We start from the raw sequence: 25584 nt of genomic DNA on the forward strand, positions 1-25584 counted from the left end.
AAATGGCAGAAATTACTTCAGCTAAAGCAATGGCTCGTACAGTACGTGTTTCACCTCGTAAATCACGTCTTGTTCTTGATAACATCCGTGGTAAAAGCGTAGCCGATGCAATCGCAATCTTGACATTCACTCCAAACAAAGCTGCTGAAATCATCTTGAAAGTTTTGAACTCAGCTGTAGCTAACGCTGAAAACAACTTTGGTTTGGATAAAGCTAACTTGGTAGTATCTGAAGCATTCGCAAACGAAGGACCAACTATGAAACGTTTCCGTCCACGTGCGAAAGGTTCAGCTTCACCAATCAACAAACGTACAGCTCACATCACTGTAGCTGTTGCAGAAAAATAAGGAGGTAAAATCGTGGGTCAAAAAGTACATCCAATTGGTATGCGTGTCGGCATCATCCGTGATTGGGATGCCAAATGGTATGCTGAAAAAGAATACGCGGATTACCTTCATGAAGATCTTGCAATCCGTAAATTCGTTCAAAAAGAACTTGCTGACGCAGCAGTTTCAACTATCGAAATCGAACGCGCAGTAAACAAAGTTAACGTTTCACTTCACACTGCTAAACCAGGTATGGTTATCGGTAAAGGTGGTGCAAACGTTGATGCACTCCGTGCAAAACTTAACAAATTGACTGGAAAACAAGTACACATCAACATCATCGAAATCAAACAACCTGATTTGGATGCTCACCTTGTAGGTGAAGGTATTGCTCGTCAATTGGAGCAACGTGTTGCTTTCCGTCGTGCACAAAAACAAGCAATCCAACGTGCAATGCGTGCTGGAGCTAAAGGAATCAAAACTCAAGTATCAGGTCGTTTGAACGGTGCAGATATTGCCCGTGCTGAAGGATACTCTGAAGGAACTGTTCCACTTCACACACTTCGTGCAGATATCGATTACGCTTGGGAAGAAGCAGATACTACATACGGTAAACTTGGTGTTAAAGTATGGATCTACCGTGGTGAAGTTCTTCCAGCTCGCAAAAACACTAAAGGAGGTAAATAACCAATGTTAGTACCTAAACGTGTTAAACACCGTCGTGAATTCCGTGGAAAAATGCGCGGTGAAGCAAAAGGTGGAAAAGAAGTAGCATTCGGTGAATACGGTCTTCAAGCTACAACTAGCCACTGGATCACTAACCGCCAAATCGAAGCTGCTCGTATCGCCATGACTCGTTACATGAAACGTGGTGGTAAAGTTTGGATTAAAATCTTCCCACACAAATCATACACTGCTAAAGCTATCGGTGTGCGTATGGGATCTGGTAAAGGGGCACCTGAAGGTTGGGTAGCACCAGTTAAACGTGGTAAAGTGATGTTCGAAATCGCTGGTGTATCTGAAGAGATCGCTCGCGAAGCGCTTCGTCTTGCTAGCCACAAATTGCCAGTTAAATGTAAATTCGTAAAACGTGAAGCAGAATAAGGAGAAGGCATGAAACTTAATGAAGTAAAAGAATTTGTTAAAGAACTTCGTGGTCTTTCTCAAGAAGAACTCGCGAAGCGCGAAAACGAATTGAAAAAAGAATTGTTTGAACTTCGTTTCCAAGCTGCTACTGGTCAATTGGAACAAACAGCTCGCTTGAAAGAAGTTAAAAAACAAATCGCTCGTATCAAAACAGTTCAATCTGAAGCGAAATAATAGACTAGGGAAGGAGAAATTTCAATGGAACGCAATAATCGTAAAGTTCTTGTTGGACGTGTTGTATCTGACAAAATGGACAAGACAATCACAGTTGTAGTTGAAACAAAACGTAACCACCCAGTCTATGGTAAACGTATTAACTACTCTAAAAAATACAAAGCTCATGATGAAAACAATGTTGCCAAAGAAGGCGATATCGTACGTATCATGGAAACTCGCCCGCTTTCAGCTACAAAACGTTTCCGTCTTGTAGAAGTTGTTGAAGAAGCGGTCATCATCTAATCAAACCTGAAAGGAGAAAACTGAAATGATTCAAACAGAAACTCGTTTGAAAGTCGCAGACAACAGCGGTGCTCGCGAAATCTTGACTATCAAAGTTCTTGGTGGTTCAGGACGTAAATTTGCAAACATCGGTGATGTTATCGTGGCATCTGTAAAACAAGCTACTCCTGGTGGTGCGGTTAAAAAAGGTGACGTTGTTAAAGCAGTTATCGTTCGTACTAAATCAGGTGCTCGTCGTGCTGATGGTTCATACATCAAATTTGACGAAAACGCAGCAGTTATCATCCGTGAAGACAAAACTCCTCGCGGAACACGTATCTTTGGCCCAGTTGCACGTGAATTGCGTGAAGGTGGCTTCATGAAGATCGTGTCACTTGCTCCAGAAGTACTGTAATTTTTAGAAACAAACTAGTCCCCTAGCTTCAAGCTAGGGTGCCCTTATGGGCGTAAGAAAAATCAAGGAGAAACCTAATGTTTGTAAAAAAAGGCGACAAAGTTCGCGTAATCGCTGGTAAAGATAAGGGAACAGAAGCTGTTGTCCTTACTGCCCTTCCAAAAGTAAACAAAGTTATCGTTGAAGGTGTTAACATCGTTAAGAAACACCAACGTCCAACTAACGAACTTCCTCAAGGTGGTATCATCGAGAAAGAAGCAGCTATCCACGTATCAAACGTTCAAGTTTTGGACAAAAATGGTGTAGCTGGTCGTGTTGGTTACAAATTTGTAGACGGTAAAAAAGTTCGCTACAACAAAAAATCAGGCGAAGTGCTTGATTAATCACGAAGGAAAGGAGAAGTATAATGGCAAATCGTTTAAAAGAAAAATATCTTAATGAAGTAGTTCCTGCTTTGACAGAACAATTCAACTACTCATCAGTGATGGCTGTGCCTAAAGTAGATAAGATCGTTTTGAACATGGGTGTTGGTGAAGCTGTATCAAACGCTAAAAGCCTTGAAAAAGCTGCTGAAGAATTAGCACTTATCTCAGGTCAAAAACCACTTATCACTAAAGCTAAAAAATCAATCGCCGGCTTCCGTCTTCGTGAAGGTGTTGCGATCGGTGCAAAAGTTACCCTTCGTGGTGAACGTATGTACGAATTCTTGGATAAATTGGTTTCAGTTTCACTTCCACGTGTACGTGACTTCCACGGTGTTCCAACAAAATCATTTGACGGACGCGGAAACTACACACTTGGTGTGAAAGAACAATTGATCTTCCCAGAAATCAACTTCGATGACGTTGACAAAACTCGTGGTCTTGACATCGTTATCGTAACAACTGCTAACACTGACGAAGAGTCACGTGCATTGCTTACAGGCCTTGGAATGCCTTTTGCAAAATAATATAGGAGGTAAATCTAATGGCTAAAAAATCAATGATTGCTAAGAACAAACGTCCAGCGAAGTTCTCTACTCAAGCTTATACTCGTTGTGAAAAATGTGGTCGTCCACATTCAGTTTACCGCAAATTTAAACTTTGCCGTGTTTGCTTCCGTGAATTAGCTTACAAAGGACAAATTCCTGGTGTAACAAAAGCATCTTGGTAATTTAAGATATCAAGGGCGTCAAAACTCCAAGTGAAAATAGGAAACTTGACGAAGAAACTGAAGTTTCTAGGAAAGTTTATCTTTTTCACACAGAGTTTAGCCCGGGTTCAGTTGGGCTTGCCAATTTGAACACGAGCTACAGCTTTGGCAAAAAAGACCAATTTTCTTTGGAGCATCGCTCCTGCATCAAATTGCCTATTTTTGCTCTTGCTGTTACGCTCTTTGTATCATGTATTAACTAGCAAGTGCAACTTGCAAACTACTAGTAAGAGGAGAAAAACAAAATGGTTATGACTGACCCAATCGCAGACTTCCTAACTCGTATTCGTAACGCTAACCAAGCAAAACACGAAGTACTTGAAGTACCTGCATCAAACATCAAAAAAGGGATTGCTGAAATCCTTAAACGCGAAGGTTTTGTAAAAAACGTTGAAATCATCGAAGATGACAAACAAGGCATCATCCGTGTATTCCTTAAATACGGACCAAACGGTGAAAAAGTTATCACTAACTTGAAACGTGTTTCTAAACCAGGACTTCGTGTCTACAAAAAACGTGAAGACCTTCCAAAAGTTCTTAACGGACTTGGAATTGCTATCCTTTCAACTTCTGAAGGTTTGCTTACTGATAAAGAAGCACGCCAAAAGAATGTTGGTGGAGAAGTTATCGCTTACGTTTGGTAATATTTAGCTCCCAATTTCTTTGTGACTCTTCGTTATCGTCTCTTGCCTAACCCAAAGTTATGTCTGCGAGACGATGCCTAGATTCACTTTGAAATTGAAACCTAAATGTTCCTTTAAATCGAGGAATCGATTTAACCCCGTGAAAACTGGCCGTCTTGGCCTGACAATTTAACAGGAGAAAATAAACATGTCACGTATTGGTAATAAAGTTATCGTGTTGCCTGCTGGTGTTGAAATCACCAACAATGACAACGTTGTAACTGTAAAAGGACCTAAAGGAGAACTTACTCGTGAGTTCTCAAAAGATATTGAAATCCGTGTGGAAGGTACAGAAGTAACTCTTCACCGTCCAAACGATTCAAAAGAAATGAAAACTATCCACGGAACTACTCGTGCCCTTTTGAACAACATGGTTGTTGGTGTATCAGAAGGATTCAAGAAAGAACTTGAAATGCGCGGGGTTGGTTACCGTGCACAACTTCAAGGATCTAAACTTGTTTTGGCTGTTGGTAAATCTCATCCAGACGAAGTTGAAGCTCCAGAAGGTATTACTTTTGAACTTCCAAACCCAACAACAATCGTTGTTAGCGGAATTTCAAAAGAAGTAGTTGGTCAAACAGCTGCTTACGTACGTAGCCTTCGTTCGCCAGAACCATATAAAGGTAAAGGTATCCGTTACGTTGGTGAATTCGTTCGCCGTAAAGAAGGTAAAACAGGTAAATAATGTTGAGTGGTTGATTCTCAACCACCAACCTATTTTCCAACTTTGTGCATAGCACACGATTTAAAACTAAAGAGGTGAAAACTGTGATTTCAAAACCAGATAAAAACAAACTCCGCCAAAAACGCCACCGTCGCGTTCGCGGAAAACTCTCTGGAACTGCTGATCGCCCACGTTTGAACGTATTCCGTTCTAATACAGGCATCTACGCTCAAGTGATTGATGACGTAGCGGGTGTAACGCTCGCAAGTGCTTCAACTCTTGATAAAGAAGTTTCAAAAGGAACTAAAACTGAACAAGCCGTTGCTGTCGGTAAACTCGTTGCAGAACGTGCAAACGCTAAAGGTATTTCAGAAGTGGTGTTCGACCGCGGTGGATATCTATATCACGGACGTGTGAAAGCTTTGGCTGATGCAGCTCGTGAAAACGGATTGAAATTCTAATAGGAGGACACTAGAAAATGGCATTTAAAGACAATGCAGTTGAATTAGAAGAACGCGTAGTTGCTGTCAACCGTGTTACAAAAGTTGTTAAAGGTGGACGTCGTCTTCGTTTCGCAGCTCTTGTTGTTGTTGGTGACCACAATGGTCGCGTAGGATTTGGTACTGGTAAAGCTCAAGAAGTTCCAGAAGCAATCCGTAAAGCAGTAGATGATGCTAAGAAAAACTTGATTGAAGTTCCTATGGTTGGAACAACAATTCCACACGAAGTTCTTTCAGAATTCGGTGGAGCTAAAGTATTGTTGAAACCTGCTGTAGAAGGTTCTGGAGTTGCCGCTGGTGGTGCAGTTCGTGCCGTTGTGGAATTGGCAGGTGTGGCAGATATTACATCTAAATCACTTGGTTCTAACACTCCAATCAACATTGTTCGTGCAACTGTTGAAGGTTTGAAACAATTGAAACGCGCTGAAGAAGTTGCTGCCCTTCGTGGTATTTCAGTTTCTGATTTGGCATAAGAAAGGGGATAAAATGGCTCAAATTAAAATTACTTTGACTAAGTCTCCAATCGGACGCATTCCATCACAACGTAAAACTGTTGTAGCACTTGGACTTGGCAAATTGAACAGCTCTGTTATTAAAGAAGATAACGCTGCTATCCGTGGTATGATCACTGCAGTATCTCACTTGGTAACAGTTGAAGAAGTAAACTAATGAATTTTTAGGGGATGTGCACTATACCATCCCCTAAAACTAGATATAGTCATCTATGATGACGTCGTATAGGCGAGTTGATGGGGGAGACAACCTTTTCTCCCTTATCGGCGCTAGCATTTTACAAAAGAGGAGAAAATAAAAATGAAACTTCATGAATTGAAACCTGCAGAAGGTTCTCGTAAAGTACGTAACCGCGTTGGTCGTGGTACTTCATCAGGTAACGGTAAAACTTCTGGTCGTGGTCAAAAAGGTCAAAAAGCTCGTAGCGGTGGCGGAGTTCGCCTTGGTTTTGAAGGTGGACAAACTCCATTGTTCCGTCGTCTTCCAAAACGTGGATTCACTAATATCAACGCTAAAGAATACGCAATTGTGAACCTTGACCAATTGAACGTCTTTGAAGATGGTGCTGAAGTTACTCCAGTTGTTCTTATCGAAGCAGGAATTGTTAAAGCTGAAAAATCAGGTATTAAAATTCTTGGTAACGGTGAGTTGACTAAGAAATTGACTGTGAAAGCAGCTAAATTCTCTAAATCAGCTGAAGAAGCTATCACTGCTAAAGGTGGTTCAGTAGAAGTCATCTAAGAGAGGTGACCTATGTTTTTTAAATTATTAAGAGAAGCTCTTAAAGTCAAGCAGGTTCGATCAAAAATTTTATTTACAATTTTTATCGTTTTGGTTTTTCGTATCGGAACTAGCATTACAGTTCCTGGTGTGAATGCCAATAGCTTGAATGCTTTAAGTGGATTATCCTTCTTAAACATGTTGAGTTTGGTATCAGGGAATGCCATGAAAAACTTCTCAGTTTTTGCTCTTGGTGTTAGCCCCTACATTACAGCCTCTATCGTTGTCCAACTCTTGCAAATGGATATTTTACCCAAGTTTGTAGAGTGGGGTAAACAAGGGGAAGTAGGTCGAAGAAAATTGAATCAAGCTACTCGTTATATTGCTCTTGTTTTAGCCTTTGTGCAATCTATCGGGATTACAGCTGGTTTTAATACTTTGGCTGGAGCTCAATTGTTGAAAACAGCTCTTACTCCACAAGTCTTTATCATGATTGGTATCATCTTAACAGCTGGTAGCATGATTGTTACTTGGTTGGGAGAGCAAATTACAGATAAGGGATATGGAAATGGTGTTTCTATGATCATCTTTGCCGGGATTGTTGCCTCAATTCCAGAGATGATTCAGGGCATCTATGTGGACTACTTTGTGAACGTCCCAAGTGAACGTATCAACTCATCTATCATTTTTGTAATCATTTTGATTATTACTGTATTGTTGATCATTTACTTTACAACTTATGTTCAACAAGCAGAATACAAAATTCCAATCCAATATACTAAGGTTGCACAAGGTGCTCCATCTAGCTCTTACCTTCCTTTGAAGGTAAACCCTGCTGGAGTTATCCCTGTTATCTTTGCAAGTTCGATTACTGCAGCGCCTGCGGCTATTCTTCAGTTTTTGAGCGCTACAGGTCATGATTGGGCTTGGGTAAGAACAGCACAAGAAATGCTGGCAACAACTTCACCAACTGGTATTGCCATGTATGCTTTGTTGATTATTCTCTTTACATTCTTCTATACGTTTGTACAGATTAATCCTGAAAAAGCGGCAGAGAACCTACAAAAGAGCGGAGCCTATATCCACGGAGTTCGTCCTGGTAAAGGTACAGAAGAATATATGTCTAAACTTCTTCGTCGTCTTGCAACTGTTGGTTCCCTCTTCCTTGGTGTGATTTCTATTTTACCGATCGTAGCAAAAGATGTTTTCGGACTTTCAGAAGCAGTTGCTTTTGGAGGAACTAGTCTTTTGATCATTATCTCTACAGGTATTGAAGGAATCAAACAATTGGAAGGTTACCTATTGAAACGTAAGTATGTTGGTTTCATGGATAGAACAGAATAAAAGTATTTACAGAATCAGTAAATACTGAGGGAGTGGAGGTTTAACTCTAACATTAGTGAGAGTTTGGTCTCCCCTCTTCTATTTTGTTTTTAAATAGGGGTGAAAAGATTTTTTGCTTCTATTTAAAAATAAAATAAGGAGATCAAATCATGAATCTTTTGATTATGGGCTTACCTGGTGCAGGTAAGGGAACTCAAGCAGCAAAAATCGTAGAACAATTCCATGTTGCACATATCTCAACAGGTGATATGTTCCGAGCTGCAATGGCAAATCAAACTGAAATGGGTGTTCTTGCTAAGTCATATATTGACAAGGGTGAATTGGTTCCTGATGAAGTTACAAATGGAATCGTAAAAGAACGTCTTTCACAAGATGATATTAAAGAAACAGGATTTTTATTGGATGGTTACCCACGTACAATCGAACAAGCTCATGCCTTGGATAAAACATTGGCTGAACTTGGTATTGAACTAGAAGGTGTTATCAACATTGAAGTAAATCCAGACAGCCTCTTGGAACGTTTGAGTGGCCGTATCATCCACCGTGTAACTGGAGAAACTTTCCACAAGGTCTTTAACCCACCAGTTGACTATAAAGAAGAAGATTACTACCAACGTGAAGATGATAAACCTGAGACAGTGAAACGTCGTTTAGATGTTAATATTGCTCAAGGGGAGCCAATCATTGCTCACTACCGTGCCAAAGGTTTGGTTCATGACATCGAAGGTAATCAAGATATCAATGATGTCTTCTCAGATATCGAAAAAGTATTGACAAATTTGAAATAAAGCGTTTTTCACACTTGCAAAAATCCGCTACAAATGTTATACTGAGATAGTCTGACTTATAATTGTTGTCTCTGTGTCTAGAGGCATCGAATCGAAATTTATGGAGGTGCTTTTGCGTGGCAAAAGACGATGTGATTGAAGTTGAAGGCAAAGTAGTTGATACAATGCCGAATGCAATGTTTACGGTTGAACTTGAAAATGGACATCAGATTTTAGCAACAGTTTCTGGTAAAATTCGTAAAAACTATATTCGTATTTTAGCGGGAGATCGTGTTACTGTCGAAATGAGTCCATATGACTTGACACGTGGACGTATCACTTACCGCTTTAAATAATCGAAAAACTTGGAGGGATAAGAAATGAAAGTAAGACCATCGGTCAAACCAATTTGCGAATACTGTAAAGTTATTCGTCGTAATGGTCGTGTTATGGTAATTTGCCCAGCAAATCCAAAACACAAACAACGTCAAGGATAAGATAGAAAGGAGAAAACATGGCTCGTATTGCTGGAGTTGACATTCCAAATGACAAACGCGTAGTAATCTCATTGACTTATGTTTATGGTATCGGACTTGCAACATCTAAGAAAATTTTGGCTGCTGCTGGAATCTCAGAAGATGTTCGTGTACGTGATCTTACATCAGATCAAGAAGATGCTATCCGTCGTGAAGTGGATGCAATCAAAGTTGAAGGTGACCTTCGTCGTGAAGTAAACTTGAACATCAAACGTTTGATGGAAATCGGTTCATACCGTGGTATCCGTCACCGTCGTGGACTTCCTGTCCGTGGACAAAACACTAAAAACAACGCTCGCACTCGTAAAGGTAAAGCTGTTGCGATTGCTGGTAAGAAAAAATAATATAGGAGGTAAAAGTCTTGGCTAAACCAACACGTAAACGTCGTGTGAAAAAGAATATCGAATCTGGTATTGCTCATATTCACGCTACATTTAATAACACTATTGTTATGATTACTGATGTGCATGGTAATGCAATTGCTTGGTCATCAGCTGGTGCTCTTGGTTTCAAAGGTTCTCGTAAATCTACACCATTCGCTGCTCAAATGGCTTCTGAAGCTGCTGCAAAATCTGCACAAGAACACGGTCTTAAATCAGTTGAAGTTACTGTAAAAGGTCCAGGTTCTGGTCGTGAGTCAGCTATTCGTGCGCTTGCTGCCGCTGGTCTTGAAGTAACAGCAATTCGTGATGTGACTCCAGTGCCACACAATGGTGCTCGTCCTCCAAAACGTCGCCGTGTATAATCATCGCATTACACTGCTTTTCGTTTAAGAGGGAGTAACTAAATGATCGAGTTTGAAAAACCAAATATAACAAAAATTGATGAAAATAAAGATTATGGCAAGTTTGTAATCGAACCACTTGAACGTGGCTACGGTACAACTCTTGGTAACTCTCTTCGTCGTGTACTTCTAGCTTCTCTACCAGGAGCAGCTGTGACATCTATCAATATTGATGGTGTGTTACATGAGTTTGACACAGTTCCAGGTGTTCGTGAAGATGTGATGCAAATCATTCTGAACATTAAAGGAATTGCAGTGAAATCGTACGTTGAAGACGAAAAAATCATCGAACTGGATGTTGAAGGTCCTGCTGAAGTAACAGCTGGTGACATTTTGACAGATAGCGATATTGAAATTGTAAATCCAGATCATTATCTCTTTACAATCGGTGAAGGTTCTTCTCTAAAAGCGACTATGACTGTTAACAGTGGTCGCGGATATGTACCTGCTGATGAAAATAAAAAAGATAATGCACCAGTTGGAACACTTGCTGTAGATTCTATTTATACACCAGTTACAAAAGTCAACTATCAAGTGGAACCTGCTCGTGTAGGTAGCAATGATGGATTTGACAAATTAACCCTTGAAATCTTGACAAATGGAACAATTATTCCAGAAGATGCTTTAGGGCTTTCAGCACGTATTTTGACAGAACATCTTGATTTGTTTACAAATCTTACTGAGATTGCTAAGTCAACTGAAGTGATGAAAGAAGCTGATACTGAATCTGACGATCGTATTTTGGATCGTACGATTGAGGAACTGGACTTGTCTGTGCGTTCATACAACTGTTTGAAACGTGCCGGTATCAATACTGTGCATGATTTGACAGAAAAATCTGAAGCAGAGATGATGAAAGTACGAAATCTTGGACGCAAGAGTTTGGAAGAAGTGAAACTCAAACTCATTGATTTGGGTCTTGGATTAAAAGATAAATAAAGGAGGAATACATGGCTTACCGTAAACTAGGACGCACTAGCTCACAACGTAAAGCAATGCTTCGCGATTTGACAACTGACCTTTTGATCAACGAATCAATCGTGACAACTGAAGCTCGTGCTAAAGAAATCCGTAAAACTGTTGAAAAAATGATTACTCTAGGTAAACGTGGTGATTTGCATGCACGTCGTCAAGCAGCTGCTTTCGTACGTAATGAAATCGCATCTGAAAACTATGATGAAGCAACTGATAAGTACACTTCTACTACAGCACTTCAAAAATTGTTCTCAGAAATCGCACCTCGTTATGCTGAACGTAACGGTGGATACACTCGTATCCTTAAAACTGAACCACGTCGTGGTGATGCAGCGCCAATGGCGATCATCGAATTAGTATAAAATCATCAATTTTGTTGAGTGTTATGATGATGGAGTCTTGTACTCTTAGTCTAGCTCTGGTCTACCGCTAGGATTTCGGTCCTAGCGGGAACACTCATCATAAGTTGAAATAGTAGACGCTTGTTTACGAAATTGTTTTTTTCTTAAGAACAACTTCGTAAGCAGGCGTTTTTGAGTGTTTTAGTTAGAATTATGCTATACTATTTGAAAAGAATCCTGTCTAATGTTAAGGTTTCCTATTAAAAGAAGAATTGGAGTTTGCTTATGAAAGCAATTATAACTGTTGTTGGTAAAGATAAATCTGGAATTGTTGCGGGTGTTTCTGGTAAAATTGCAGAATTGGGTTTGAATATCGATGATATCTCTCAAACTGTTTTGGATGAATATTTTACGATGATGGCTGTCGTCTCTAGCGATGAAAAGCAAGATTTTACCTATCTTCGTAATGAATTTGAAGCTTTTGGGGAAACTTTGAATGTAAAAATTAATATTCAGAGTGCAGCCATTTTCGAAGCTATGTATAATATCTAGGAGGCGCACATGGATATTAGACAAGTTACTGAAACCATCGCCATGATTGAGGAGCAAAACTTCGATATCAGAACTATCACCATGGGGATTTCTCTTTTGGACTGTATCGATCCAGATATCAATCGGGCTGCGGAGAAAATTTATCAAAAGATTACGATTAAGGCAGCTAATTTAGTGTCTGTTGGCGATGAGATTGCAGCTGAGTTGGGAATTCCAATTGTTAATAAGCGTGTATCGGTGACTCCTATTTCTTTGATTGGGGCAGCGACAGATGCAACAGACTATGTAGTTTTGGCAAAAGCGCTTGATAAGGCTGCGAAAGAAATTGGTGTGGACTTTATTGGTGGTTTCTCTGCCTTGGTACAAAAAGGGTATCAAAAGGGAGATGAGATTCTCATCAATTCTATTCCTCGAGCTTTGGCTGAAACGGATAAGGTCTGCTCGTCAGTTAATATTGGGTCAACCAAGTCTGGTATTAATATGACGGCTGTGGCAGATATGGGTCGAATTATCAAGGAAACTGCTAATCTATCTGATATGGGGGCAGCAAAGTTGGTTGTCTTTGCTAACGCGGTTGAGGACAATCCGTTTATGGCTGGTGCCTTCCATGGTGTTGGGGAAGCAGATGTTATCATCAATGTCGGGGTTTCTGGTCCTGGTGTGGTGAAACGTGCTTTAGAAAAAGTTCGTGGAGAGAGCTTTGACGTAGTAGCCGAAACGGTCAAGAAGACTGCCTTCAAGATCACTCGTATTGGTCAATTGGTTGGTCAGATGGCCAGTGAGAGACTGGGTGTGGAATTTGGTATTGTGGACTTGAGTTTGGCGCCAACTCCTGCGGTTGGAGATTCTGTAGCACGTGTCCTTGAGGAAATGGGGCTAGAAACAGTTGGTACGCATGGAACGACGGCTGCTTTAGCTCTCTTGAACGACCAAGTTAAGAAGGGTGGAGTTATGGCCTGCAACCAAGTCGGTGGTTTGTCTGGTGCCTTTATCCCAGTTTCTGAGGATGAGGGAATGATTGCTGCAGTGCAAAATGGTTCTCTTAATTTGGAAAAACTAGAAGCCATGACGGCTATCTGTTCTGTTGGTTTGGATATGATTGCCATCCCAGAAGATACACCTGCTGAAACCATTGCTGCGATGATTGCAGATGAGGCTGCAATTGGTGTCATTAACATGAAAACAACAGCTGTTCGTATCATTCCAAAAGGAAAAGAAGGCGATATGATTGAGTTTGGTGGTCTTCTTGGTACAGCTCCAGTTATGAAGGTCAATGGGGCTTCGTCTGTTGATTTCATCTCTCGTGGAGGACAAATCCCAGCACCAATTCATAGTTTTAAAAATTAAGAAAATAGGAGAAATTTTAAGTTCTATTTAAGGTTAGGCGTGTATACTATAACCATTAAATAAAGACCTCCTAATATTATTTGAAACAGATAACACTGATTTAGTTTGAATTTGATTTTCATCTAATATCTTTATTTAATGAACTCCTAAACTTTTTCATAATATCTCCTGCAAAAGTCGCCTGTATGGGTGGCTTTTGTTTTATCATCCATGATATAATAGAAGCAAACGGAGGACGGAAAATGGTAAAAGTACGATTGTATTTGGTACGTCATGGCAAGACCATGTTTAACACGATTGGTCGCGCGCAAGGTTGGAGCGATACTCCCTTAACAGCTGAAGGTGAGCGAGGGATTCAAGAATTAGGAATCGGTTTGCGAGAATCTGGTCTACAGTTTGAGCGTGCTTATTCGAGCGATTCTGGTCGCACCATTCAGACCATGAGAATCATCCTTGATGAACTTGGTTTGCAGGGAAAAATCCCTTATCGCATGGACAAGCGTATCAGAGAATGGTGTTTCGGTAGTTTTGATGGAGCCTACGATGGTGATCTTTTCATGGGTATTATTCCTCGTATCTTTAATGTGGACCACGTTCATCAATTGTCTTATGCTGAACTGGCTGAGGGTTTGGTAGAGGTCGATACAGCTGGTTGGGCTGAAGGTTGGGAAAAACTCAGTGGCCGCATTAAAGAAGGTTTTGAAGCGCTTGCCAAAGAAATGGAAGAACAAGGTGGGGGCAACGCTCTTATTGTCAGCCATGGAATGACCATTGGAACCATTGTTTATCTGATTAATGGCATGCATCCGCATGGTCTAGATAATGGTAGCGTAACGATCCTTGAATATGAGGACGGCCAGTTTAGAGTTGAGGTTGTTGGTGACCGTAGTTACCGAGAACTAGGACGGGAGAAGATGCAAGAGACAAATAGTTAATAGAAGTTAGCTCTAAATGTGAGCTAATTTTTTATACTGATAAATAAGCCCAGATTTGCGATTCAGTCTTTCTTGCCATCCAAGCCCAAAAGAACATTTCTCGTCTTTCAAATTCCCTCAAAAATGGTATAATAGTAACATCACAAAATTGGAGAGAGACCATGAGTTTTTACAATCATAAAGAAATTGAGCCTAAGTGGCAGGGCTACTGGGCAGAACATCATACATTTAAGACAGGAACAGATGCATCAAAACCGAAGTTTTATGCGCTTGACATGTTCCCTTATCCGTCTGGAGCGGGTCTGCACGTAGGGCACCCAGAAGGTTATACCGCAACGGATATCCTCAGCCGTTACAAACGTGCGCAAGGCTACAATGTCCTTCACCCAATGGGTTGGGATGCTTTTGGTTTGCCTGCAGAGCAATATGCTATGGATACTGGGAATGATCCAGCAGAATTTACAGCTGAGAACATTGCCAACTTCAAACGCCAAATTAATGCGCTTGGATTTTCTTATGACTGGGATCGTGAAGTCAATACAACAGATCCAAATTACTACAAGTGGACGCAATGGATTTTCACTAAGCTTTACGAAAAAGGCTTGGCCTATGAAGCGGAAGTGCCAGTAAACTGGGTTGAGGAATTGGGAACAGCCATCGCTAACGAAGAGGTTCTTCCTGACGGAACATCTGAGCGTGGAGGCTATCCAGTTGTCCGCAAACCAATGCGCCAATGGATGCTCAAAATCACGGCCTACGCGGAGCGTCTGCTTAATGATTTGGATGAACTTGACTGGCCAGAGTCTATCAAGGACATGCAACGTAATTGGATTGGTAAATCTACTGGTGCTAATGTAACTTTTAAAGTTAAGGGAACAGATAAGGAGTTCACAGTATTTACTACTCGTCCGGACACCCTTTTCGGTGCGACTTTCACTGTCTTAGCTCCTGAACATGATTTGGTTGACGCTATCACAAGTCCAGAGCAAGCAGAAGCAGTAGCTGAATACAAACATCAAGCCAGTCTGAAATCAGACTTGGCTCGTACCGACCTTGCCAAAGAAAAAACTGGTGTTTGGACTGGTGCTTATGCCATCAACCCTGTCAATGGTAAAGAGATTCCAATCTGGATTGCGGATTACGTTCTTGCTAGTTACGGTACAGGTGCCGTTATGGCTGTGCCAGCCCATGACCAACGTGACTGGGAATTTGCCAAACAATTTGACCTTCCCATTGTAGAAGTACTTGAAGGTGGAAACGTTGAAGAAGTTGCCTATACAGAGGATGGTCTTCATGTCAATTCAGACTTCCTAGATGGATTGAACAAAGAAGAAGCGATTGCTAAGATTGTGGCTTGGTTGGAAGAAAAAGGCTGTGGACAAGAGAAGGTCACCTACCGTCTCCGCGATTGGCTCTTTAGCCGTCAACGTTACTGGGGTGAACCAATTCCAATCATTCATTGGGAAGATGGAACTTCAACAGCTGTCCCTGAAAGTGAATTGCCACTTGTCTTGCCAGTAACCAAGGACATTCGCCCTTCAGGTACAGGTGAAAGTCCACTAGCTAACTTGACAGACTGGCTTGAAGTGACTCGTGAAGATGGTGTTAAAGGTCGTCGTGAAACCAACACCATGCCACAATGGGCAGGTTCAAGCTGGTACTACCTCCGCTATATCGACCCACACAATACTGAGAAATTGGCTGACGAGGATCTCCTTAAACAATGGTTGCCAGTGGATATCTACGTGGGTGGAGCAGAGCATGCCGTTCTTCACTTGCTTTATGCTCGTTTCTGGCATAAATTCCTCTATGACCTCGGTGTTGTTCCGACTAAAGAACCGTTCCAAAAACTCTTTAACCAAGGGATGATTTTGGGAACAAGCTACCGTGACCACCGTGGGGCTCTTGTGGCAACCGACAAGGTTGAAAAACGTGACGGTTCCTTCTTCCATGTGGAAACAGGAGAAGAATTGGAACAAGCGCCAGCCAAGATGTCTAAGTCCCTCAAGAACGTTGTTAACCCAGACGATGTGGTGGAACAATACGGTGCCGATACCCTTCGTGTTTATGAAATGTTTATGGGACCACTTGACGCTTCGATTGCTTGGTCAGAAGAAGGTCTGGAAGGAAGCCGTAAGTTCCTTGACCGTGTTTACCGTTTGATTACAAGTAAGGAAATTGTTGCGGAAAACAATGGCGCTCTTGACAAGGTTTACAACGAAACTGTCAAAGCTGTTACAGAGCAAATCGAATCCCTCAAATTCAACACAGCCATTGCTCAACTTATGGTTTTTGTCAATGCGGCTAACAAGGAAGATAAGCTCTATGTAGACTACGCCAAAGGCTTTATCCAATTGATTGCACCATTTGCACCTCACTTGGCAGAAGAGCTCTGGCAAACTCTTGTAGCAACAGGTGAGTCAATCTCTTATGTGGTTTGGCCAACTTGGGACGAAAGTAAATTAGTTGAAGACGAAATCGAAATTGTTGTCCAAATCAAAGGTAAAGTACGTACTAAACTCATGATCGCTAAAGACCTATCACGCGAAGAATTGCAAGAAATTGCTCTAGCGGATGAAAAAGTCAAAGCAGAAATTGACGGTAAGGACATCGTGAAAGTAATTGCGGTACCGAATAAATTGGTTAACATTGTTGTGAAATAAGAAATGAATCCTTCAGAGTAGAATCTGGGGGATTTTTTGAATCTTCTTATGAAAGTATGATATACTATGATCAACTATAAAGTTTGAAAAGCGAAACAAGGGGAAAGTTATGCCAGTAAACGAATATGGTCAGATGATTGGTGAGTCAATGGAAGGTTATACACCCGGTGCACTGCCTTCCATTGATTTCTTAGAAGGGCGTTATGCTCGGATAGAGGCTCTTTCCGTGGAAAAGCATGCGAGGGATTTGCTAGCTGTTTATGGCCCTGATACGCCTCAGGAGATGTGGACCTACCTTTTTCAGGAGCCAGTGGTAGATATGGAGGAGCTGGTTACCCTTTTAAATCAGATGTTGGCTCGTAAGGATCGTTTTTACTATGCAATCATAGACAAGGCAACTGGTAAGGCTTTGGGAACTTTTTCTCTCATGCGCATTGACCAGAATAACCGAGTAATAGAAGTGGGAGCTGTCACTTTTTCTCCAGAGCTCAGGGGGACACGGATAGGAACAGAAGCCCAATATCTCCTAGCTCGCTATGTCTTTGAAGAACTCAACTATCGTCGCTATGAGTGGAAATGCGATGCTTTTAACCTGCCATCCAGACGAGCTGCGGAGCGTTTGGGATTTGTCTATGAAGGAACCTTCCATCAGGCAGTCATTTATAAGGGGCGTACGAGGGATACGGATTGGTTGTCTATGATTGATAAGGACTGGCCAAAAGTCAAAACGCGTTTGGAAACATGGTTGTGTCCTGAAAACTTTGATAAAAATGGACGACAGCACAAGAGCTTGAGAGAGCTTTAAGAGGTGTTGAGATGATTACTATTAAAAAGCAAGAAATTGTCAAGCTAGAGGATGTTTTGCATCTCTATCAGGCTGTCGGTTGGACAAATTATACCCATCAACCAGAGATGCTGGAGCAGACCTTATCTCATTCATTAGCGATTTATGTGGCACTTGATGGCGATGCTGTTGTGGGCTTGATTCGTTTGGTTGGAGATGGTTTTTCGTCGGTTTTTGTACAGGATTTGATTGTTTTGCCTAGCTATCAGCGCCAAGGAATTGGTAGCTCCTTGATGAAAGATGCTTTAGAGGATTTTAAAGAGGCTTATCAAGTCCAGCTGGCGACAGAAGAGACAGAAAAAACGTGGGATTTTATCGTTCTATGGGGTTTGAAACTTTATCCACCTATGATTGTACAGGAATGATTTGGGTAAACAGAGAAAAATAATAAAACTTGTTTGTTCTTAAGCAAAGTTTAAGGATGGTCTAGTATGATATAGTCATTAAATAAAGACCTCCTAACTTTATTTAATGAAATCCTAAAAATTTTTTTCATCATAATCTCCTAATGAAGTCACCCAATCAGGTGGCTTTTTTTCGTGGTGAGGTGATGGTGATAGAAATCTTTTGCAAAATAGTAAAATTTGAGAAAAATTAAGCTAGTTTTAAGCTTCGTCTTGTATCATATAGTTATTAAATAAAGACCTCCTAACTTTATTTAATAAAATCCTAAACTTTTCTTTTTCATAATAATCTCCCTTAACTCCACCAAATCAGGTGGAGTTTTTTGGCTCTATTTCAGGCTTTTGGGGACTATTCTAAAAATCATTTTTCGATAATGTTCTCTTCATCTTGAATGTCTTGTTGTATCTAGGTTAAAGCTTGAGAAGCTGAGAATGTAAACCTTTGACAAAATTCATGAACTATGGGATAATAAAAAAGAATTGAGTACTAGTTCTATATCATAGGCTAGAAAAGGCCCCAAGCTCACGACCAAATAAGCTTGGGGTCTTTTTTGACACTATTTGTCCTTGTTTAGCCATTTATCGACTAAGCGAAGAACGACACCGACCACAATTGGTCCGATGATAGTTTTGAGTACTAATTCCATCATGGGCTATCTCACCTCCTTTCGTAGGCGGTGTAGCAGTGCCGTAGAATGTTATACCACATAGGTGCTAAACTCTGGAGTCACCCAATCAGGTGGCTTTTTTGTTTGTGGCTTGGTTTTTTGATATAATAGAGCCATGAGTAGAATTTTAGATAATGAGATAATGGGGGACGAGGAGTTAGTAGAACGCACGCTCCGTCCTCAGTATTTACGTGAATATATTGGGCAGGATAAGGTCAAGGACCAGCTTCAAATCTTTATAGAAGCTGCCAAAATGCGGGATGAAGCGCTGGATCATGTGCTTTTATTTGGCCCTCCAGGCTTGGGAAAAACGACCATGGCTTTTGTTATTGCCAATGAACTAGGTGTCAATCTCAAGCAGACTTCGGGTCCAGTCATTGAAAAAGCCGGTGATTTGGTAGCGATTTTGAATGACTTAGAGCCTGGGGATGTTCTCTTTATTGATGAGATTCATCGTTTGCCAATGTCAGTGGAAGAGGTGCTTTATAGTGCCATGGAGGACTTCTACATTGATATCATGATTGGGGCTGGTGAAGGCAGTCGCAGTGTTCATTTGGAGTTGCCACCTTTCACTTTGATTGGTGCGACGACTCGGGCTGGTATGCTCTCAAATCCGCTACGGGCACGTTTTGGAATTACAGGTCACATGGAGTATTATGCCCATGCTGACTTGACGGAAATTGTTGAGCGGACGGCAGATATTTTTGAGATGGAAATCACTCATGAGGCAGCATCTGAATTAGCCCTACGTAGTCGTGGAACCCCTCGTATTGCCAATCGTCTCCTCAAACGCGTGCGCGATTTTGCCCAGATTATAGGGAATGGGGTTATCGATGATCTTATTACTGATAAGGCTTTGACTATGCTGGATGTTGACCATGAAGGTCTGGACTATGTGGACCAGAAAATCCTTCGCACCATGATTGAGATGTACGGTGGTGGTCCTGTTGGTCTAGGAACTCTTTCTGTTAACATAGCAGAAGAGCGTGAGACAGTTGAAGACATGTATGAGCCCTACTTGATTCAAAAAGGTTTTATCATGCGGACACGTTCTGGACGGGTGGCGACTGCTAAGGCATATGAGCATTTAGGGTATGAATATATTGAAAAATAAGGCTGAAATTTTAGACTCTTTCAGAGAAAATCCGGATATGATGGCTATTTTGACTATCATCCGAAACCTTGGTTTGAAAGATTCTTGGTTGGCAGCAGGTTCTGTCAGGAATTTCATCTGGAATCTCTTGTCAGATAAATCCCCTTTTGACTGTGAAACAGATGTAGATGTGATTTTCTTTAATCCAGATATTTCTTATGAGGAAACCTTATTACTGGAGAAAAAGCTACGAGAGGATTTTCCTCAGTACCAATGGGAGTTGAAAAATCAGGTCTATATGCATCAGCATAGCCCTCATACTGCTCCCTATACCAGTTCCCGTGATGCTATGAGTAAGTATCCAGAACGGTGTACGGCTGTTGGACTACGCTTGAATGAAGAATCCGATTTTGAACTCTATGCACCTTATGGTTTGGAGGATATTTTGAATTTTCAAGTTCGTCCAACTCCTCATTTTTTAGAGAATGAAGACCGAATGGAACTTTATCAAACACGTCTATCCAAGAAAAATTGGCAGGAAAAATGGAAAAATTTGATTTTTAAAAATCCTTAAGGAAACTTTAAGCTAGGAAGTGTATACTAAGTCCATAAGTTAAGAAGACCTTAACTTAAACTCCTAAAACTTTTTCATAATAATCTCCCTATAAAAAATAAAGTCGCCCAATCAGGTGGCTTATTTTTTTGAAAAATGGGCTTTGTGCCTGAGAATAATACTCAATGAAAATCAAAGAGCAAACTAGGAAGCTAGCCGCAGGTTGCTCAAAACACTGTTTTGAGGTTGCAGATAGAGCTGACGTGGTTTGAATTTGATTTTCGAAGAGTATAAATAGCTTAGTGATAGAAGAAAATAGGGAAATATGGTATAATGAAACGATAGATTTTTGAATAGGAATAAGATCATGTTTGGATTTTTTAAGAAAGATAAGGATGTGGAAGTAGAGGTTCCGACACAGGTTCCTGCTCATATCGGCATCATCATGGATGGCAATGGCCGTTGGGCTAAAAAACGTATGCAACCGCGAGTTTTTGGACACAAGGCGGGCATGGAAGCATTGCAAACTGTGACCAAGGCAGCCAACAAACTAGGCGTTAAGGTTATTACAGTTTATGCTTTTTCTACGGAAAATTGGACCCGTCCAGATCAGGAAGTCAAGTTTATCATGAACTTGCCAGTAGAGTTTTATGATAATTATGTCCCGGAATTGCATGCGAATAATGTTAAGATTCAAATGATTGGGGAAACAGACCGCCTGCCTAAGCAAACCTTTGAAGCTCTAACTAAAGCTGAAGAATTGACTAAGAACAACACAGGATTAATTCTTAATTTTGCCCTCAACTATGGTGGACGTGCTGAGATTACACAGGCTCTTAAGTTGATTTCTCAGGATGTGTTAGATGCCAAAATCAACCCAGGTGACATCACAGAGGAATTGATTGGCAATTATCTCTTCACCCAGCATTTACCTAAGGACTTACGAGATCCGGACTTGATTATTCGGACTAGTGGAGAATTGCGCTTGAGCAATTTCCTTCCATGGCAGGGAGCCTACAGTGAGCTCTATTTTACGGATACCTTGTGGCCTGATTTTGACGAGGCGGCCTTGCAGGAAGCCATTCTTGCCTACAATCGTCGTCATCGCCGATTTGGAGGAGTTTAGGAGGAAATATGACACAGGATTTACAGAAAAGAACCTTGTTTGCAGGGATTGCCCTGGCTATTTTCCTACCAATTTTAATGATTGGTGGCCTCTTGCTTCAGATAGCAATTGGAATCATAGCCATGCTAGCCATGCATGAACTTTTGAAGATGAGAGGTCTAGAGACCATGACGATGGAGGGCCTCTTGACCCTCTTTGCAACCTTTGCTTTGACCATTCCCTTGGAGAATTACCTGACTTTTTTGCCAGTTGATGGGAATGTGGTTGCCTATAGTGTGTTGATTTCAATCATGTTAGGAACGACTGTTTTTAGCAAGTCATATACGATTGAGGACGCTGTTTTTCCTCTTGCTATGAGCTTCTACGTGGGCTTTGGTTTTAATGCTCTATTAGATGCTAGAATTGCAGGGTTAGATAAGGCACTATTAGCCTTGTGTATCGTCTGGGCGACAGACAGTGGTGCCTATCTTGTTGGGATGAACTATGGTAAACGAAAGTTAGCTCCGACAGTTTCTCCAAATAAAACCTTTGAGGGTGCCTTGGGTGGTATTTTAGGTGCGATTTTAGTAACTATTATCTTTATGATAGTTGACAGTACAGTTGCTCTTCCGTATGGAATTTACAAGATGTCAGTCTTTGCTATTTTCTTTAGCATTGCTGGACAATTTGGTGATTTATTAGAAAGTTCGATCAAGCGTCACTTTGGTGTCAAGGATTCTGGGAAATTTATTCCTGGACATGGTGGTGTTTTGGATCGTTTTGATAGTATGTTGCTTGTATTTCCAATTATGCACTTGTTTGGACTCTTTTAATCAAAAGACGGAGGAAATACTATGCTCGGAATTTTAACCTTTATTCTGGTTTTTGGGATTATTGTAGTGGTGCACGAGTTCGGACACTTCTACTTTGCCAAGAAATCAGGGATTCTAGTGCGTGAATTTGCCATTGGCATGGGACCCAAGATCTTTGCTCATATTGGCAAGGATGGAACTGCATATACCATTCGCATCTTGCCTCTGGGAGGCTACGTTCGCATGGCCGGTTGGGGTGATGATACAACTGAAATCAAGACAGGAACTCCTGTCAGTTTGACGCTTACTGATGATGGTAAGGTTAAACGCATCAATCTCTCAGGTAAAAAATTGGATCAAACAGCTCTTCCTATGCAGGTGACCCAATTTGACTTTGAAGACAAGCTCTTTATCAAAGGACTGGTTCTGGAAGAAGAAAAAACATTTGCAGTGGATCACGACGCAACGGTTGTGGAAGCAGATGGAACTGAGGTTCGGATTGCACCTTTAGATGTTCAATATCAAAATGCGACTATCTGGGGGAAACTCATTACTAACTTTGCAGGCCCCATGAACAACTTTATCTTAGGTGTCGTTGTTTTCTGGATTTTAATCTTCATGCAGGGTGGTGTCAGAGATGTCGATACCAACCAGTTCCATATTATGCCTCAAGGGGCTTTGGCTAAGGTAGGAGTACCAGAAACGGCACAAATTACCAAGATTGGCTCACATGAGGTTAGCAACTGGGAAAGTTTGATTCAGGCTGTGGAATCAGAAACCAAAGATAAGACGGCCCCGACCTTGGATGTGACTATTTCTGAAAAGGGGAGTGACAAACAAGTCACTGTTACTCCGGAAGAAAGTCAAGGCCGTTACCTTCTAGGTGTTCAACCGGGGATTAAGTCAGATTTTGTATCTATGTTTGTAGGTGGTTTTACAACTGCTGCTGACTCGGCCCTCCGAATTCTCTCAGAACTGAAAAATCTGATTTTCCAACCGGATTTGAACAAGCTAGGTGGACCTGTTGCCATCTTTAAGGCAAGTAGTGATGCTGCTAAAAATGGAATTGAGAATGTCTTGTACTTCTTGGCAGTGATTTCCATCAATATCGGGATTTTTAATCTTATTCCGATTCCAGCCCTGGATGGTGGTAAGATTGTGCTCAATATCCTGGAAGCCATTCGCCGCAAACCATTGAAACAAGAAATTGAAACCTATGTCACCTTGGCCGGAGTGGTCATCATGGTTGTCTTGATGATTGCTGTGACCTGGAATGACATCATGCGACTCTTTTTTAGATAATCGAGGAATATTATGAAACAAAGTAAAATGCCTATCCCAACGCTTCGCGAAATGCCAAGCGATGCTCAAGTTATCAGCCATGCTCTTATGTTGCGAGCTGGTTATGTTCGTCAAGTCTCAGCAGGTGTTTATTCTTACCTACCACTTGCTAATCGTGTGATTGAAAAAGCTAAAAATATCATGCGCCAAGAATTTGATAAGATTGGTGCCGTTGAGATGTTGGCTCCTGCCCTCCTCAGTGCAGAATTGTGGCGCGAATCAGGTCGTTACGAAACTTATGGTGAAGACCTTTACAAACTAAAAAATCGTGAAAAATCAGACTTTATCCTAGGTCCAACTCACGAAGAAACCTTTACAGCTATTGTCCGTGATTCTGTTAAGTCTTACAAGCAATTGCCACTCAACCTTTACCAAATCCAACCTAAGTATCGTGATGAAAAACGCCCACGTAATGGACTTCTTCGTACACGTGAGTTCATCATGAAGGATGCTTACAGCTTTCACGCTAACTATGATAGCTTGGACAGTGTTTATGATGAGTACAAGGCTGCTTATGAGCGTATTTTCACTCGTAGTGGTTTAGATTTCAAGGCAATTATTGGTGACGGTGGAGCTATGGGTGGTAAGGACAGCCAAGAATTTATGGCCATTACACCTGCTCGTACAGACCTTGACCGCTGGGTCGTCTTGGACAAGTCAGTTGCTTCATTTGATGAGATTCCTGCAGAAGTGCAAGAAGAAATCAAGGCAGAATTGCTTAAATGGATGGTTTCTGGTGAGGATACCATTGCTTACTCAAGTGAGTCTAGCTATGCGGCTAACTTGGAAATGGCAACAAACGAGTACAAACCAAGCAACCGTGTTGTCGCTGAAGAAGAAGTAACTCGTGTTGCAACGCCAGATGTTAAATCAATCGATGAAGTTGCAGCCTTCCTCAATGTTCCAGAAGAACAAACAATTAAAACCCTCTTCTACATGGCAGATGGTGAGCTTGTTGTAGCCCTTCTAGTTGGAAATGACCAACTCAATGAAGTTAAGTTGAAAAACCACTTGGGAGCAGATTTCTTTGACGTTGCAAGTGAAGAAGAAGTGGCAAATGTTGTTCAAGCAGGATTTGGTTCACTTGGCCCAGTTGGTTTGCCAGATAATGTTAAAATCATCGCAGACCGTAAGGTGCAAGATGTTCGCAATGCAGTTGTGGGAGCTAATGAAGATGGCTACCACTTGACTGGTGTGAACCCAGGTCGTGATTTTACTGCAGAATACGTGGATATCCGTGAAGTTCGTGAGGGCGAAATTTCCCCAGACGGGCAAGGTGTCCTTAACTTTGCACGTGGTATTGAAATTGGTCACATCTTCAAACTCGGCACTCGCTATTCAGCAAGCATGGGAGCAGATGTTTTGGATGAAAATGGCCGTGCTGTGCCAATTATCATGGGATGTTACGGTATCGGTGTTAGCCGTCTCCTTTCAGCAGTGATGGAGCAACACGCTCGCCTCTTTGTTAATAAAACGCCAAAAGGTGAATACCGTTACGCTTGGGGAATCAACTTCCCTAAAGAATTGGCACCATTTGATGTGCACTTGATCACTGTTAATGTTAAGGATGAAGAAGCGCAGGCCTTGACAGAAAAGCTTGAAGCAAGTTTGATGGGAGCTGGTTACGAAGTCTTGACAGACGACCGTAATGAACGTGTCGGAGTCAAATTCAGCGATAGTGACTTGATTGGATTGCCTATCCGTATCACTGTTGGTAAAAAAGCGGCCGATGGCATCGTCGAAGTGAAGATTAAAGCGACTGGTGACACTATCGAAGTTCATGCAGATAACTTACTTGAAACGCTTGAAATCCTCAACAAGAAATAAAAACTATAATCAGAAGAAAAACAGGGAAAAAATGTAACTAGTTTTTGCCTTGTTTTTTCTGTATAATGGGAAAAATGAGTAGATAAAGAGGTAAATG

At 41.3% G+C, this 25584-nt stretch carries 35 protein-coding genes and 1 pseudogene; 35 read left to right on the plus strand and 1 reads right to left on the minus strand.

Going from position 1 to position 25584, the window contains the following annotated elements:
• Nucleotides 1-2: 2 nt before the first annotated feature.
• The 29 genes and pseudogenes from rplV (at nt 3) to D7D54_RS07065 (ending at nt 18072) form a co-directional block, all read left to right on the plus strand.
• Nucleotides 3-347: a 50S ribosomal protein L22 gene (rplV, locus tag D7D54_RS06925; RefSeq protein WP_000818137.1), complete on the plus strand. Its 345-nt coding sequence runs from the start codon at nt 3-5 to the stop codon at nt 345-347.
• A gap of 12 nt (nt 348-359) precedes the next feature.
• Nucleotides 360-1013: a 30S ribosomal protein S3 gene (rpsC, locus tag D7D54_RS06930; protein WP_000529936.1), complete on the plus strand. Its 654-nt coding sequence runs from the start codon at nt 360-362 to the stop codon at nt 1011-1013.
• Nucleotides 1014-1016: 3 nt separating this feature from the next.
• Nucleotides 1017-1430 carry a 50S ribosomal protein L16 gene (rplP, locus tag D7D54_RS06935; protein ID WP_000960946.1) on the plus strand — a complete coding sequence of 138 codons (414 nt, stop codon included), beginning with the start codon at nt 1017-1019 and terminating at the stop codon, nt 1428-1430.
• A 9-nt stretch (nt 1431-1439) separates the two neighbouring features.
• Nucleotides 1440-1646, plus strand: coding sequence for a 50S ribosomal protein L29 (gene rpmC / locus D7D54_RS06940; RefSeq protein WP_000772918.1), 207 nt, complete (start codon nt 1440-1442; stop codon nt 1644-1646).
• 24 nt (nt 1647-1670) lie between these two features.
• The gene (rpsQ, locus tag D7D54_RS06945; protein WP_000440801.1) at nt 1671-1931 is read left to right on the plus strand and encodes a 30S ribosomal protein S17; all 261 of its coding nucleotides are present in this window, start codon (nt 1671-1673) and stop codon (nt 1929-1931) included.
• A gap of 25 nt (nt 1932-1956) precedes the next feature.
• Nucleotides 1957-2325, plus strand: a complete 369-nt coding sequence (gene rplN / locus D7D54_RS06950; RefSeq protein WP_000616545.1) for a 50S ribosomal protein L14 — start codon at nt 1957-1959, stop codon at nt 2323-2325.
• Nucleotides 2326-2402: 77 nt separating this feature from the next.
• Nucleotides 2403-2708, plus strand: coding sequence for a 50S ribosomal protein L24 (gene rplX / locus D7D54_RS06955; protein ID WP_000497691.1), 306 nt, complete (start codon nt 2403-2405; stop codon nt 2706-2708).
• Between the two features lie 23 nt (nt 2709-2731).
• Nucleotides 2732-3274 carry a 50S ribosomal protein L5 gene (gene rplE / locus D7D54_RS06960; protein ID WP_000013542.1) on the plus strand — a complete coding sequence of 181 codons (543 nt, stop codon included), beginning with the start codon at nt 2732-2734 and terminating at the stop codon, nt 3272-3274.
• Between the two features lie 17 nt (nt 3275-3291).
• Nucleotides 3292-3477 carry a type Z 30S ribosomal protein S14 gene (locus D7D54_RS06965; RefSeq protein WP_001085697.1) on the plus strand — a complete coding sequence of 62 codons (186 nt, stop codon included), beginning with the start codon at nt 3292-3294 and terminating at the stop codon, nt 3475-3477.
• Between the two features lie 284 nt (nt 3478-3761).
• Entirely contained in the window at nt 3762-4160 is a 399-nt protein-coding gene (rpsH, locus tag D7D54_RS06970; protein WP_000245504.1) for a 30S ribosomal protein S8, read from the plus strand.
• 187 nt (nt 4161-4347) lie between these two features.
• A complete protein-coding gene (gene rplF / locus D7D54_RS06975) occupies nt 4348-4884 on the plus strand; it encodes a 50S ribosomal protein L6 (protein WP_000086626.1) in 537 nt (178 codons plus the stop codon).
• 83 nt (nt 4885-4967) lie between these two features.
• Nucleotides 4968-5324: a 50S ribosomal protein L18 gene (gene rplR / locus D7D54_RS06980; protein ID WP_000624044.1), complete on the plus strand. Its 357-nt coding sequence runs from the start codon at nt 4968-4970 to the stop codon at nt 5322-5324.
• A 17-nt stretch (nt 5325-5341) separates the two neighbouring features.
• Complete coding sequence (rpsE, locus tag D7D54_RS06985; RefSeq protein ID WP_000874202.1) at nt 5342-5836, plus strand: 30S ribosomal protein S5; 495 nt, start codon at nt 5342-5344, stop codon at nt 5834-5836.
• A 13-nt stretch (nt 5837-5849) separates the two neighbouring features.
• Complete coding sequence (gene rpmD, locus D7D54_RS06990; protein ID WP_000057241.1) at nt 5850-6032, plus strand: 50S ribosomal protein L30; 183 nt, start codon at nt 5850-5852, stop codon at nt 6030-6032.
• Between the two features lie 144 nt (nt 6033-6176).
• Nucleotides 6177-6617 carry a 50S ribosomal protein L15 gene (gene rplO / locus D7D54_RS06995; protein ID WP_000766087.1) on the plus strand — a complete coding sequence of 147 codons (441 nt, stop codon included), beginning with the start codon at nt 6177-6179 and terminating at the stop codon, nt 6615-6617.
• Nucleotides 6618-6629: 12 nt separating this feature from the next.
• The gene (secY, locus tag D7D54_RS07000; RefSeq protein ID WP_020901854.1) at nt 6630-7940 is read left to right on the plus strand and encodes a preprotein translocase subunit SecY; all 1311 of its coding nucleotides are present in this window, start codon (nt 6630-6632) and stop codon (nt 7938-7940) included.
• A 149-nt stretch (nt 7941-8089) separates the two neighbouring features.
• On the plus strand, nt 8090-8728 hold the full coding sequence (locus D7D54_RS07005; protein ID WP_001050436.1) for an adenylate kinase: 639 nt from the start codon (nt 8090-8092) through the stop codon (nt 8726-8728).
• A gap of 116 nt (nt 8729-8844) precedes the next feature.
• Complete coding sequence (infA, locus tag D7D54_RS07010) at nt 8845-9063, plus strand: translation initiation factor IF-1 (RefSeq protein ID WP_001029883.1); 219 nt, start codon at nt 8845-8847, stop codon at nt 9061-9063.
• Nucleotides 9064-9087: 24 nt separating this feature from the next.
• Nucleotides 9088-9204 carry a 50S ribosomal protein L36 gene (gene rpmJ, locus D7D54_RS07015; protein ID WP_001808836.1) on the plus strand — a complete coding sequence of 39 codons (117 nt, stop codon included), beginning with the start codon at nt 9088-9090 and terminating at the stop codon, nt 9202-9204.
• A 17-nt stretch (nt 9205-9221) separates the two neighbouring features.
• On the plus strand, nt 9222-9587 hold the full coding sequence (gene rpsM / locus D7D54_RS07020; RefSeq protein WP_000090781.1) for a 30S ribosomal protein S13: 366 nt from the start codon (nt 9222-9224) through the stop codon (nt 9585-9587).
• Between the two features lie 17 nt (nt 9588-9604).
• The gene (gene rpsK, locus D7D54_RS07025; RefSeq protein ID WP_001118385.1) at nt 9605-9988 is read left to right on the plus strand and encodes a 30S ribosomal protein S11; all 384 of its coding nucleotides are present in this window, start codon (nt 9605-9607) and stop codon (nt 9986-9988) included.
• Nucleotides 9989-10030: 42 nt separating this feature from the next.
• On the plus strand, nt 10031-10966 hold the full coding sequence (locus D7D54_RS07030; RefSeq protein ID WP_000568988.1) for a DNA-directed RNA polymerase subunit alpha: 936 nt from the start codon (nt 10031-10033) through the stop codon (nt 10964-10966).
• An 11-nt stretch (nt 10967-10977) separates the two neighbouring features.
• Nucleotides 10978-11364: a 50S ribosomal protein L17 gene (gene rplQ / locus D7D54_RS07035; protein ID WP_000331493.1), complete on the plus strand. Its 387-nt coding sequence runs from the start codon at nt 10978-10980 to the stop codon at nt 11362-11364.
• Between the two features lie 264 nt (nt 11365-11628).
• Nucleotides 11629-11895: an ACT domain-containing protein gene (locus tag D7D54_RS07040; RefSeq protein ID WP_020901855.1), complete on the plus strand. Its 267-nt coding sequence runs from the start codon at nt 11629-11631 to the stop codon at nt 11893-11895.
• A 9-nt stretch (nt 11896-11904) separates the two neighbouring features.
• Nucleotides 11905-13242 carry a PFL family protein gene (locus tag D7D54_RS07045; protein ID WP_020901856.1) on the plus strand — a complete coding sequence of 446 codons (1338 nt, stop codon included), beginning with the start codon at nt 11905-11907 and terminating at the stop codon, nt 13240-13242.
• 242 nt (nt 13243-13484) lie between these two features.
• Nucleotides 13485-14177 carry a histidine phosphatase family protein gene (locus tag D7D54_RS07050; RefSeq protein WP_031237650.1) on the plus strand — a complete coding sequence of 231 codons (693 nt, stop codon included), beginning with the start codon at nt 13485-13487 and terminating at the stop codon, nt 14175-14177.
• A 161-nt stretch (nt 14178-14338) separates the two neighbouring features.
• Complete coding sequence (leuS, locus tag D7D54_RS07055) at nt 14339-16840, plus strand: leucine--tRNA ligase (protein WP_020901858.1); 2502 nt, start codon at nt 14339-14341, stop codon at nt 16838-16840.
• Nucleotides 16841-16949: 109 nt separating this feature from the next.
• Nucleotides 16950-17645 (plus strand): GNAT family N-acetyltransferase, encoded by a 696-nt coding sequence (locus tag D7D54_RS07060; protein WP_120719115.1) that lies wholly within the window; start codon nt 16950-16952, stop codon nt 17643-17645.
• Between the two features lie 11 nt (nt 17646-17656).
• Nucleotides 17657-18072 (plus strand): annotated as a pseudogene (locus tag D7D54_RS07065) (GNAT family N-acetyltransferase).
• Between the two features lie 573 nt (nt 18073-18645).
• On the opposite strand, the gene D7D54_RS07070 reads toward D7D54_RS07065, so the two are convergent.
• Nucleotides 18646-18738 (minus strand): type I toxin-antitoxin system Fst family toxin, encoded by a 93-nt coding sequence (locus D7D54_RS07070; protein ID WP_000970382.1) that lies wholly within the window; start codon nt 18736-18738, stop codon nt 18646-18648.
• A 133-nt stretch (nt 18739-18871) separates the two neighbouring features.
• Here D7D54_RS07070 and ruvB point away from each other — a divergent pair, with 133 nt between their 5' ends.
• The 6 genes from ruvB (at nt 18872) to D7D54_RS07105 (ending at nt 25487) form a co-directional block, all read left to right on the plus strand.
• Nucleotides 18872-19870, plus strand: a complete 999-nt coding sequence (gene ruvB, locus D7D54_RS07075; RefSeq protein WP_023946759.1) for a Holliday junction branch migration DNA helicase RuvB — start codon at nt 18872-18874, stop codon at nt 19868-19870.
• On the plus strand, nt 19851-20423 hold the full coding sequence (locus D7D54_RS07080; RefSeq protein WP_084862782.1) for a nucleotidyltransferase family protein: 573 nt from the start codon (nt 19851-19853) through the stop codon (nt 20421-20423). The genes ruvB and D7D54_RS07080 overlap by 20 nt, the downstream gene beginning before the upstream one ends.
• Nucleotides 20424-20769: 346 nt before the next feature.
• Nucleotides 20770-21528 (plus strand): isoprenyl transferase, encoded by a 759-nt coding sequence (locus tag D7D54_RS07090; protein ID WP_120719117.1) that lies wholly within the window; start codon nt 20770-20772, stop codon nt 21526-21528.
• 8 nt (nt 21529-21536) lie between these two features.
• The gene (locus D7D54_RS07095) at nt 21537-22340 is read left to right on the plus strand and encodes a phosphatidate cytidylyltransferase (protein WP_049524343.1); all 804 of its coding nucleotides are present in this window, start codon (nt 21537-21539) and stop codon (nt 22338-22340) included.
• 21 nt (nt 22341-22361) lie between these two features.
• Nucleotides 22362-23621, plus strand: coding sequence for an RIP metalloprotease RseP (gene rseP, locus D7D54_RS07100; protein WP_084862787.1), 1260 nt, complete (start codon nt 22362-22364; stop codon nt 23619-23621).
• 12 nt (nt 23622-23633) lie between these two features.
• A complete protein-coding gene (locus D7D54_RS07105) occupies nt 23634-25487 on the plus strand; it encodes a proline--tRNA ligase (protein WP_120719118.1) in 1854 nt (617 codons plus the stop codon).
• Nucleotides 25488-25584 lie beyond the last annotated feature (97 nt).

This window comes from Streptococcus chosunensis, from assembly GCF_003626515.1.
Classification (GTDB): Bacteria; Bacillota; Bacilli; order Lactobacillales; family Streptococcaceae; genus Streptococcus; species Streptococcus chosunensis.